Source organism: Microvirga arvi (assembly GCF_016892765.1).
Classification (GTDB): domain Bacteria; phylum Pseudomonadota; class Alphaproteobacteria; order Rhizobiales; family Beijerinckiaceae; genus Microvirga; species Microvirga arvi.
Map to the genome: position 1 here is coordinate 1 of NZ_JAFEMD010000102.1, position 10,688 is coordinate 10,688.

The 10,688-nt window shown below is 62.1% G+C and carries 8 protein-coding genes; 4 read left to right on the forward strand and 4 right to left on the reverse strand.

Annotated features, from left to right (window positions below; genetic code table 11):
- Both ILT44_RS28660 and ILT44_RS28665 read right to left on the reverse strand, forming a co-directional pair.
- Positions 1 to 288, reverse strand: a 288-nt coding sequence (locus tag ILT44_RS28660; RefSeq protein WP_204243016.1) for a hypothetical protein, incomplete at its 3' end; no start/stop codon positions are given.
- 294 nt (positions 289 to 582) lie between these two features.
- A complete protein-coding gene (locus ILT44_RS28665) occupies positions 583 to 849 on the reverse strand; it encodes a hypothetical protein (RefSeq protein WP_204243017.1) in 267 nt (88 codons plus the stop codon).
- A 567-nt stretch (positions 850 to 1,416) separates the two neighbouring features.
- Between ILT44_RS28665 and ILT44_RS28670 the strand changes: the two genes are divergently transcribed.
- Positions 1,417 to 2,535, forward strand: a complete 1,119-nt coding sequence (locus tag ILT44_RS28670) for an AraC family transcriptional regulator (protein WP_204243018.1) — start codon at positions 1,417 to 1,419, stop codon at positions 2,533 to 2,535.
- 926 nt (positions 2,536 to 3,461) lie between these two features.
- Here ILT44_RS28670 and ILT44_RS28675 read toward each other — a convergent pair.
- Both ILT44_RS28675 and ILT44_RS28680 read right to left on the reverse strand, forming a co-directional pair.
- Positions 3,462 to 3,926 (reverse strand): phasin family protein, encoded by a 465-nt coding sequence (locus ILT44_RS28675; RefSeq protein WP_204243019.1) that lies wholly within the window; start codon positions 3,924 to 3,926, stop codon positions 3,462 to 3,464.
- A gap of 654 nt (positions 3,927 to 4,580) precedes the next feature.
- Positions 4,581 to 5,633 carry an IS110 family RNA-guided transposase gene (locus tag ILT44_RS28680; RefSeq protein ID WP_204243020.1) on the reverse strand — a complete coding sequence of 351 codons (1,053 nt, stop codon included), beginning with the start codon at positions 5,631 to 5,633 and terminating at the stop codon, positions 4,581 to 4,583.
- 462 nt (positions 5,634 to 6,095) lie between these two features.
- Between ILT44_RS28680 and ILT44_RS28685 the strand changes: the two genes are divergently transcribed.
- The 3 genes from ILT44_RS28685 to ILT44_RS28695 all read left to right on the forward strand — a co-directional run bounded on the left by ILT44_RS28685 (position 6,096) and on the right by ILT44_RS28695 (position 10,211).
- Positions 6,096 to 6,275, forward strand: a complete 180-nt coding sequence (locus ILT44_RS28685; RefSeq protein WP_204243021.1) for a hypothetical protein — start codon at positions 6,096 to 6,098, stop codon at positions 6,273 to 6,275.
- Between the two features lie 243 nt (positions 6,276 to 6,518).
- Positions 6,519 to 8,897 (forward strand): penicillin acylase family protein, encoded by a 2,379-nt coding sequence (locus ILT44_RS28690; protein ID WP_204243022.1) that lies wholly within the window; start codon positions 6,519 to 6,521, stop codon positions 8,895 to 8,897.
- A gap of 258 nt (positions 8,898 to 9,155) precedes the next feature.
- Positions 9,156 to 10,211: an IS110 family RNA-guided transposase gene (locus ILT44_RS28695; RefSeq protein WP_204243023.1), complete on the forward strand. Its 1,056-nt coding sequence runs from the start codon at positions 9,156 to 9,158 to the stop codon at positions 10,209 to 10,211.
- The last annotated feature ends 477 nt before the right edge of the window (positions 10,212 to 10,688 follow it).

Consider the following 10,688-nt stretch of genomic DNA (forward strand, 5'->3'; position numbering starts at 1 on the left):
CCCGCCGTAAGCCCCGCGGGCGGCAACTCCGCCCCGGGGACCACGGGCGACCGCACCACGCGGTCCGCGCGCCACAGCCCCGCCCCGCGGGCCGCGGGCGGCTGCCCGTGCATACACCAGGTCTTGGTCCTGAACGATGGTGAGCAGCGTGGGTGGGAAGTCCACCCGTGAAGTGCTCGACGGCACGGGAGTTGCCGTTGCCGGAGTTCCGGCGGCGATCAGCAATCCGACAAAGCAAGCAGGTCCGATCGTCCCAAGGAGGAACCGACCTTGGCGTTTGTTATGCATGCGCCTCTCCCGTCAGTGCCTCACGAGCAGCAAGGGGCGGCCCCGTCGCAATCGGAACAAGGTCCGTAAAAATGTCTTCCATGCTCGGTCTGGGACCAGCATTGTATCGGTTCACACCTCGTGCTTGACACTTCGCGACAGGTGCTTTGCAGTTTGGGACATCCGGCACAGGAGAATCCGTGCCAGTCGAGGGGCGGTTCCAGTCCTGAACCATGCGTTCCTCCGAGATCGATCATCAGTCCCGCCGGTGCCGAAGCCATCGAGCGTCAATCGATGTTGGCAGCACGAACTCCGTCACTGGATGGGCGGCGCGTAGAGCACCACGCCCATGCTCCAGAACTGGTTCAGGCTGTGCGGGATGCCGCGTCGCGAGTTGAAGCCGAAATTGCGGTCGCAGATCTCGGCGGAGTTGCCCGCGTCCTGGACAACGCGCAGCGCCCATGTATCCTCGCGCCCCGGCATCAGGACGAAGCAGCCTTCGAGATCCGCGAAGCGGCGCACGTCCGGCGTGGATGAGGCCGTCGCCTCGGCCGCGTTTGGCCCAGGCGAAGAAGAGGCCAAGAGGTCCTATTCTCAAAATGGCTTGGATCCCTTGTGTGAGGAACCGCACGGTCAAGGATGAAGCAGCGGCGGGTACCGGCTACGGCTCGAGAGTAACACCAGAATGCGTCTGCTGTTTCTGTCAGGATTGCTGCCCCGATTAAATGCCGATGCCCTAACGGATGTATTGGTTGATTTGACTTGGGAGTAGTTTCGCGGCCTGATGGTCATGTCTTCGGGGACCTCCAAAGTAAAGAAAACTGGATCCTGCCCTCACAACGGGCAGGTTTTTTGTATCTGATCTGCCATTTCCAGGGGTTTTCCGGCTGGCTTTCCGGGTTTTTCCTGATGGAATAGCCTGGTGGTTCGGATAGTCTTGTGTTGACACTCAGGGACATTACCTGCTCCAATCCGCACGAATGAAGACCATGGTCGGGCTGTTGATGGAGCCATGGTCTGATCCCAGATCTCCAGCTTGGATTGGGACTGGGGCGACGATCGCCCCAGGCACGAAGGTGTGACTGAGGATGCGGGGACATCATCAGGTTGATTGCGTAAGGGCATCCGATCGACCTGCATGAGGTTCCCATGAAGCAAGTTGATGGCACCGAATGTCTGGCAGCAGGTGACAGCCGGCCACCAAGCCAGGGGTCCCACACTGTCCCGGCAGCAAGCGAGCGAACGCTTGCCCCAGGTTACATCCACCTCGGCGTCTCCAAGGAAATCGTACCGACCCTGCGCGAACTCGGCGTCGATCCCGAGCCAGTCATCCGGGCGGCGGGACTCGACCCGCGCCTGTTCGATGACAGCATGAACGTGATCCCGTTTGCGGCCCTGGGCCGGCTGTACACCCTGTGCGTGGCCCGCACGGGCTGCGCGCATTTCGGGCTGCTGGTTGGCCGGCGGGCGAGCATCCTGTCGTTCGGCCTGGTCGGCCGCCTGATGCGGCACTCGCACACCATCGGCCATGCCGTGCGCGCCCTCGTCTCGAACATGAGCGTCGAGGACCGGGCGGTGGTGCCGTCGCTGTCGATCAGCGACGGTACGGCCCTGCTCACGTATGCGACCTATCAGGCGGAGAGCAGGAGCGTGGAGCAGATCCTCGACGCAGCCGTGGGCGTGACAGTCAACATCGTGCGGACCTTATGCGGCTCTGACTGGCGGCCGAGCGAGGTTCTGCTGCCCCGGGCCGCCCCAGCGGATCAGGCGCTGTATCGACACCACTTCCGAGCCCCGGTCCGGTTCAACCAGGAAAGCGCCAGCATCGTCTTTTCGGCCCGCGATCTGGATCTGCGGATTGCCGGGGCCGATGCTCTGTTGCGGGCCATGCTGGAGGAGAAGATCCAGCAGTCAAAGGGCGCACAAGGGTTCGAGTTCCCCGACGACATCCGCCGGCTGCTGCGCATGCGGCTGACCAGCAACCGCTGCTCGGCCGACGACATCGCTGAACTGCTCGCCATGCACCGACGCACCCTGAGCCGCCGGCTGAAGGACAGCGGCCTGGGCTACCGGGCGATCTCGAACGAGATCCGGTTCGAGATCGCGCGGCAGTTGTTGCAGCACACGACGGTGCCGCTGGGCGAGATTGCGGCGGCGCTGGGCTATTCGGAAGCGAGCGCCTTCACCCGGGCCTTCCGGCGCTGGTCGGGCCGGACACCGTCCGCGTGGCGGACCCGCGACCACGACAATGATGGACGCTCGCCCTGACCTTAGCCCAAGCCAAGGCACCCCAGCCAATCGCAACGGTACCTGTTCCAAGGCGGCACGATCCGATCCCCAAGGTTATCCTGACGACCTCGTGTGGAGAATGGACCACCAAGGGTTTGATCATCAGATATTTCGGATAACGGCGATTATCTCATTCGGTCAGGTGCCTGGCTGCTGTCTGATGGTTGTCAACAGGCGCGAGCACACGGATCTCTCAGTCACCGACGCCCAGGTCATTCTTGCCGGTGGTAGGGGCAACAGCTTGGGGATCACTCTGTTCAGATCTGCCCTCGGATAACGGCGGCCGCCGGATTCGATAAAATGGGTTCGGCGAATTACGCGCTCCTATAGTGTTGGTGAGGATCAGAGGGATTGAGCTTCGAGCAGCGCGGTACCACCCAACTCGACTGAGTTCGCCAGGGCTGTCTTAACCCCAATGCCTGAGAGCCGCTCGTGCCAGCGCGTAATGGCGCCTAGCTGGGGGAGCGTGGCAGCAGGAGGCCTCGAATGGGTCCCTCGCAGTCGTCAATCAGCCCCTTAAGCATCTGTTTTGCTTTCCGGTTTGACGATGGGTTCATATGAGATTTGAATCGGGAGAGGACGACCCGGATATGCGCGGCAACCCGGGCGGCTTGCGCGTCCTTGATCAAGATTGCGATGTTGATCGGAGGATTGGGGAGAGGGCTATCAGGCATCTATGCGCTCCGCACGACAGGCGGGAGCACAGAGCCCTCAGCCGCTGACGCCCGTGAAGCACAAGTCAGCGATTGATCACACATGGGCCTCCATCGAGCGCATTACCAGTGCAATTCCGGAAAGGGGCTTTTCTGCACATTCCGCAGCCTCGACACGGTCGCCAACAGAAGAGGGCCGAAGCGGGACCTCAGCCCTCATTCCACATAATCTGCCTCAAGACCTCAAAAACCCTAAGCGACGCGCTGGGCCTTTTTCGTCTGAGCCGTGAGGGCCTGGCTTGCCTCGTTGGCCACCCGCGTGGCGACCTCGGCAATCCGGCGCGTGCTCTCAACGGTTTGCTCCAGATTGTCCCGCAAGAGGTTGCTCTGGGCGGCCATGACGTCCGGAAGGGATCGGCAGCGTGCCAGTGCGCCGAAATCATCGAGGTTCTTCTGCAAGCGCTCCTGCGTGAGCTTGAACCACTCGCGAGAGAGGTCCTGGACCCCGCGCGTCAGCACGGCACTGGCCTGGGTGAACACCTCAAGGTTCTGGGCTCCCTGACGGGTGAGTTCCTCACGTCCCTCGCCCGTGATGCCGTAAGCCTGAGACACTTGATCGGTGAAGCGCTGGGCGCTGGCAGCAGCAGAGTTTAGACCAGACCGCATGGCATCTTGGGGTTTTTGGGTATGGTTGGTTGTATTTTGATCGACAGACATCTGTTTTTTCCTCACATTAATAAATACAACGGCTGACCACCATGTCCTTGTGAGGCATATTGAAAAGCCTTGTACTTAGTGGTTATTTATTTTCTTACGAAAATATTCGCGCCATTTTGAGTTTATAATAAGGCGACTGGTATGATTTATTCTGAAAACCCAGGGACTGGCTCGCTTGTTGGCAAAAATTACTGTATTGCACGAGCTCACTTGTTAGATAAACGGCCTTCCGCAAACGCGGGCGGTACGCAGTCCAGAATTTGGCCTATGAGATGCTGTGAGCTTGGAACGTCTCAAAATGGCACGAGGCTGACCTTAGTCGTACTTCCGCATTGCTGGGATGAGCAGACCTTCGTTCCGGCGTGCGGTGCTCCCGAGCTTAACCCGAATGTATGGACCGGCCGTGCGTCGCAAGAGGCCTTTGAGGTGGTGAGGTTGGTCTTGCGCTAATGTATCCGGCCCTTGCGGAGCAGCAGTGCTCCTGGCCATCATGGATATCCGCGCGCATCCGATCTCATAAGCGGCTCGGCCCATTATGGCCCTTCGGGTCACCAGAGCACAGATGCGACGGCGCGACCGTTCTCCATCTCGTCTTCCTCTCGCAGACCTCGGCGAGTTCCAAGCGGCTAAACTGGGGTTAGACTCCTGCTCGTCCTAACCGGCAGCCGCCGCAGTTCGTGGTTCATAAGTGCGGTTCTGGCTCAGCACGCTCCAGGCAATCCGCGCCAGCTTGTTGGCTAAAGCCGCCGCCAGCACGTTGTGGTGCAGGCGTGTGGATGCGGCCGTCAGCCACGCCCCGAAACTGTGCTGGCGCCACTTGGCCGGCCAGAGCAGCAGCACGCGGGCAGCCTGGACCAGCAAGGATCGCAGGTAGCTGTTGCCGCGCTTCGACAGGCGGCCCAGGATCGTGCGGTCACCCGTTGACGTCTGCTTGGGCACCAGCCCGAGCCAAGCGCCGAAGTCGCGTCCTCGGCGGAAGGCGGCACCGTTGCCAATGGCGGCCACCATGGCGCTGGCGGTGATCGGCCCCACCCCTGGTACACTTATCAGGCGCTGGCAGGCCTCATCCGCCGCCACGAGCGCCTCAATCTCCCCGGTCACCGCATCGATGCGCTCATCCAGATGGTGCCAGTCCTGCACCAGGCCTTCGATCAGACGCACCATGCGCGGCGTGAGGACATCGGTGCGGTTGGCCAGAATATCGGGCAGGCTTTGGCGCAGGCAGCGCAGCCCCTGACGCACCGCGATGCCGCGCTCCAGCAGGAAGGTGCGGATCTGGTTGATCACCGCAGTGCGCTGGCTCACCAGGCGCGAGCGGACGCGGTGAAGAGCTTGCAGGTCGAGTTGCTCGACGGTTTTGGTTGGCACAAACCGCATCGTGGGGCGGAGCACCGCTTCGGCAATAGCTTCGGCATCGCGGAAGTCGTTCTTGTGACTTTTGCGGAAGGGCTTCACGAACTGCGCGGGGATCAGCTTCACATCGTGGCCAAGGGCCAGCAACTGGCGGCTGAGATGATGGGCTCCGACACCAACCTCCATCCCGATCAGGCAGGTTGGCAGGTTGGCCAGCCGCGCCTCGATCTGCCCTCGCGAGAGCTTCTGGCGCAGGACAATGGCGCCGCGGGCATCCAGGCCGATCAGGTGGAAGCTGTTCTTGCCGAGGTCGATCCCAAGGGTGGCAACCTGATGAAGCGGAGCTGTAGGCATGGCTCAGTTCCTCGTGCTGGGCGCCCCCGATGAAGGTTGCGCCGGTAAGCACGGCCGGTCCATCCCATTAGCAGTCCTTTCGACAACCTCTTGTGACTTGTCGACCCTGCGAACCTGCATGGCCATAACGCCTTGGGCTGCCTCAACAGCAGCGGGATGCCGCCGGTCACGGTGTCAATGCCGCCCGCCAGGTAACTGCCCTCGTCCGAGGCAAGCAGAACGTCGATGCCGGCCAACTCTTTGGGTTAGCCAGAGCGGCCCAGCGGCGTGTCTCCATCGTGCTGGCCAAATGTCTCGTGATGACCATAGGCTGCAACACAACCGATCTTCCCCGTCCGGGATGCGTTAACGTCAGATCGATGCGATGCAGTGGGCGAAGACGACTGAGCCTCCCGTCGGATCGTCAATCCCGGCGTCAACGCCAAGGGATCACGGACCCGAAGACTTGAGCGGAGACAAGCGATGTTAGGGCCGCTTGCGCTTGACCGGATGTCTTCCATCACCGGAACGGGAGCCTTGGGGCCAGAGCCTCCTGGAGCGGATAGGGTAGGGCAACTGCTCGAATGGGTCGGGATCGCCATCTTCGTCGCGCTGCTGGTCGCGGCAGCTGTGATCCTGGTCCGAAACCGCCAGCGAGGCTGATGGTCGCCACCGGTGTCCATGCAGTTGCGGGGGAGCCTTACCATTGTCGCCCACGATAAGTCCGAAGCGATATGCATCGCAGCTAGGACCTGCCGAGGCTCAGCGAAGATCCAGGCTTCGCTCGCCAAGACAGATTATCGCAATCAAGAATTCGCCTCCTTTCCATTCTTAGCTTTCCGTCTCGTTCTCTTGCGGGTGGGAGCCGATGGGGTTGCCCGAAGCCTTGTGCTGAAACGGTCTTGGATGCGGCAGGCCCTAGCGGCTGTGGGGACACTTACCGTTCTGGTGCTACTTGTGAGCCTCTGGGCTCTTGTGCAGTTGCGCTCTAGCCTTCCCCTGCTGGAGGGTCCCGTCACGGCACCCGAGCTCTCCGCGGTTGTCACTGTGGCGCGCGATGCGCACGGCGTGCCGACACTGACTGGACGTACCCGTGCTGACCTCGCCTGGGTCTTGGGCTACCTCCATGCCCAGGAACGCTTTTTCCAGATGGATGGCCAACGTCGCCTTGCCGCAGGTGAACTTGCTGAGCTGGCTGGAGCCCCTCTCCTAACGCAGGACCGGGAGCATCGTCTGCATCGCTTCCGCAGTCGCGCCACAGCGGTGCTGGCGGCAATGACCCCGGACGAGCGCGCCGTCCTGGACGCCTATGTGGGCGGGGTCAACCGAGGCTTGGGCGACTTGGGCGCGGTGCCCTTCGAGTACATGCTCCTGCGCTCGACGCCGGCACCATGGACGGCAGAAGACACCGTGCTGACCGTCTACACGATGTACTTCGACCTGCAGGAGGCAGATGGCCTGACGGAGCGTCGGCGTGCCCATTCGGAGGAGGCATTGGGACCGCCGCTGGCCGCTTTCTTGTTTCCCGAAGGAACATCGTGGGACGCTCCGCTGGATGGCTCCAACCTGCCGATGCCGGCCATGCCAGATGGCCAGGTCACCAAGAGAGCACATACCCCGGTAGCGCCAAGCGACAGAAGCACGGAACCCGCAAGCCTGGGCAGTAATAACTGGGCCGTGGGAGGTGCTCTCAGCAGCTCCGGTGCTGCCATCGTGGCCAACGATATGCACCTTGGCCTGCGAGTTCCCAACATCTGGTACCGGGCACGACTCATGCTGAATGACAAGGACGCCGGCCCTCTCCTGAATATCACAGGTGTGACTCTGCCAGGAGCTCCGACCATCGTGGCCGGCAGTAACGGCAAGATCGCCTGGGGCTTCACCAATAGCTACGTGGATACCAGTGATGTGGTCGTCCTTGAGCCTGCTGAGGAAGACCCCGCTCTCTATCGCACGCCCACGGGTGCCCGCCCGCTCAATCGCGTGGAGGAGCGGATCTGCGCCAAAGGGGCAGCATGCGAGATCCTGCCGATCGAGGAGAGCCTCTGGGGGCCTGTCATCGGCGTCGACCGCCAGGGCCGTAAACTCGCATACCGCTGGATCGCCCATGATCCCGTTGCCGTGAACCTGCGCAGTATGCTGGAGCTGGAGCGTGCCGACACGTCACGCGACGCTCTGGACATCGCCCATCGGTTGGGCATTCCGCATCAGAACCTTGTTGTCGGCGACGCGCAGGGCAACATCGGCTGGACAGTCACCACCCCGCTGCCGCAGCGCTTTGGGTTCGATGGGCGACTGCCCGTGTCCTGGGCCGATGGCAGCAAAGGGTGGAGCGGCTATCTTGCGCCAGACGCAGTGCCGGTCGTTTACAACCCTGAGAACCAGCGCATCTGGACTGCCAACAGCCGGGTGATCGGCGGCGAGGCGTTGGGAAAGCTTGGTTTTGGCGCCTATGCCCACGGATCCCGTGCTCACCAAATCCGAGACAGGCTGTTGACGAAGCAGCGGTTTGACGAAGAGGACATGCTGGCGATCCAGCTCGATGATCGTGGGGTGTTGTTGGAGCGCTGGCAGGGTCTGATGCTTCAGCGCCTCCGGGCCGGTGCGGGAAATCCGCACTACGCATCTCTCATCCCAGAGGTGGAGAACTGGGGAGGTCGGGCGGTCCCGGCCTCGATTGGCTACCGTCTTGTCAGGACGTTTCGGTCGGAACTGATCGGTGCAGTCTATGACGCCTACACGGCACCCATGCGAGCGGGCGAGCCCGTTCCAGCTAGTAGTCAGCGCCCTCGTCCGATTACGAGCAAGCAAGCCGACGGGCCGGTGTGGCGCCTGCTGACGGAGCGGCCGGCTCACCTCGTGCCACCTGGTTACCAGAGCTGGGATGCCGTCGTGGACGCTGGGATTGCAAAGACGTTATCGGCTGTAACCTCCCAGGCCGGGGGCCGGCTTGGCGCCTTCACCTGGGGCGCAGCCAACAGGGCTGAGATCCGACATCCGTTAACACGCGCCGTGCCTGGACTGTCGCTCTTTCTAAACCCGCCGAATGAGCCGCAGCCGGGGGATCTGTACCAGCCGCGGGTCGCAAGCCCGGGAACTGGAGCCTCGGAGCGGTTTGCGGTGGCGCCGGGACACGAAGGAACAGGGATCTTCCATATGCCTACCAGCCAGACCGGTCATCCCCTCTCGCCCTATTACATGATTGGCCACGAGGATTGGGTGAGGGGCCGCGCGACCTCCTTCCTGCCGGGTGAGCCAAAGTGGCAGATGGTGTTCCAGCCGTAATGAGCACCTTTCCCGGTTGCGAACCCGGGCACAAGCAGCATTAAGCTTGATCAATCGGGATAAGACTGCTGCCGTGAAGCACCATAGGGTTCGTTGCAGGGCGGCTCATCGTCGGACATACGGCTCGTTTGAGATTGTCCGGCTCAAAATGCACAGCTCACTGAAACAGGAACGACCGCTAATGGGATGGTCCGGCCGTGCTCCTGCCCCGCTTGCCTGTAAGCTGTGGGGCTTCGAGCCACGCAAGGAGCACGTCCCATGTCACGGTTTTCTGCCTCTGCCGCCATTGCCAGCCTGGGCATCGATCTCGGCAAGAACAGCTTCCACCTCGTCGGCCAGGATCAGCGCGGCGCCATTGTGCTGCGGATCAAGCTCTCCCGGACGCAGCTCAATCAGCGGCTGGCCAACATCCCACCTTGCCTGATCGGCATGGAAGCCTGTGCGGGCGCTCATCACATCGGCCGTCAGCTCCAGGCGCTCGGCCATGACGTGCGTCTGATCCCAGCCCAGTACGTGAAGCCGTTTCTGAAGGGCCACAAGAATGACTATCGCGACGCCGAGGCCATCGCGGAAGCCGTCCAGAGACCGACCATGTCGTTCGTAGCGATCAAGACACCCGAGCAGATGGATCTGCTGGCTTTGCACCGCGTGCGCTCGCGTCTGGTCAGCCAGCGCACGGGCGTGACCAACCAGATCCGCGGCTTTCTCTTGGAGCGCGGCATCACCGTGCGCCAGGGGCTTGCGCCCTTGCGCCAGGCCTTGCCAGGGATCCTGGGTTCGTCCTCTGACGCCCTCTCACCTCGCATCGTCCGCCTCATTGTTGATTTGGCTGAGGACTGGCGTCAGCTCGACGAGCGCATTGCGGACGTCTCGGCCGAGATCGAGGCGCTGGCGGCTCAAGATGAGCACTGTCAGCGCCTGATGAGCGTGCCGGGTGTGGGACCGATCATCTCGTCAGCCGTGGTGGCAGCGATCGGTACGGGCGCCGGGTTCCGGCAGGGACGGGACTTCGGCGCCTGGCTCGGGCTGGTGCCGAAGCAGGAGTCAACCGGCGACCGCACCATCCTGGGCAAGATCTCCAAACGCGGCAACAAATACCTGCGGACGCTCTTCGTCCAGGCGGCCCACATCGTTCTGGTGCGCCGCCCGCATGGAGCCAGGCTCGGCCTGTGGCCCTGGATCGAGACCGCTGGGCGGCGCATGCATCGCAACATGCTGGTGATTGCCCTGGCCAACAAACTTGCTCGTATTGCTTGGGCGGTGCTGGCGCGTGGGCATGCTTATCAGCCGAGGAGCGCCTCCCATGCGATGTGAGGTGAGGGCGCTTCAGACTCTTTCGATAACCATCAGCCCTGAGGAGACAACGATGAGATCGGTTATCTAACCAGCGGCTGTCCCGCCGAGGTCTGCGAGATGACGAAGGAGATGGACGAACGGTCTGCCCGACGCAACCACAAGACTGGGTGCCATGATGGCCCATTGAGGTCTTACCGCTAGTCAGCCTTGGATGCGCGCGGATATCCATGATGGCCCGGAGCACAGGCTCCACCACGAGGCCGAATACATTGATGCAGCTCTCACGTTCGTCAGTCCGCCAACATCATCTTGCGACGCACGGCCGGACCATACATCCTGGCACGTTCCGGAAGTACAGCGAAATTCTGCAAAGGCGCGACAAGCGGACCTTCACTCGGCTCGCCTAACGTTACTGTTTGACCCTGAGCTGACTTTGACCGGTCCGAGTCATACGGCACAATCCCGGCAGCGGGTTTGGTGCCAGCAGCTCCTCAA

Bases quoted from the DNA above. Each gene is read 5' to 3' on its own strand.
- ILT44_RS28670 (WP_204243018.1), top strand. From the start codon at position 1,417: ATGAAGCAAGTTGATGGCACCGAATGTCTGGCAGCAGGTGACAGCCGG.
- ILT44_RS28675 (WP_204243019.1), bottom strand. From the start codon at position 3,926: ATGTCTGTCGATCAAAATACAACCAACCATACCCAAAAACCCCAAGAT.
- ILT44_RS28680 (WP_204243020.1), bottom strand. From the start codon at position 5,633: ATGCCTACAGCTCCGCTTCATCAGGTTGCCACCCTTGGGATCGACCTC.
- ILT44_RS28685 (WP_204243021.1), top strand. From the start codon at position 6,096: ATGTTAGGGCCGCTTGCGCTTGACCGGATGTCTTCCATCACCGGAACG.
- ILT44_RS28690 (WP_204243022.1), top strand. From the start codon at position 6,519: ATGCGGCAGGCCCTAGCGGCTGTGGGGACACTTACCGTTCTGGTGCTA.
- ILT44_RS28695 (WP_204243023.1), top strand. From the start codon at position 9,156: ATGTCACGGTTTTCTGCCTCTGCCGCCATTGCCAGCCTGGGCATCGAT.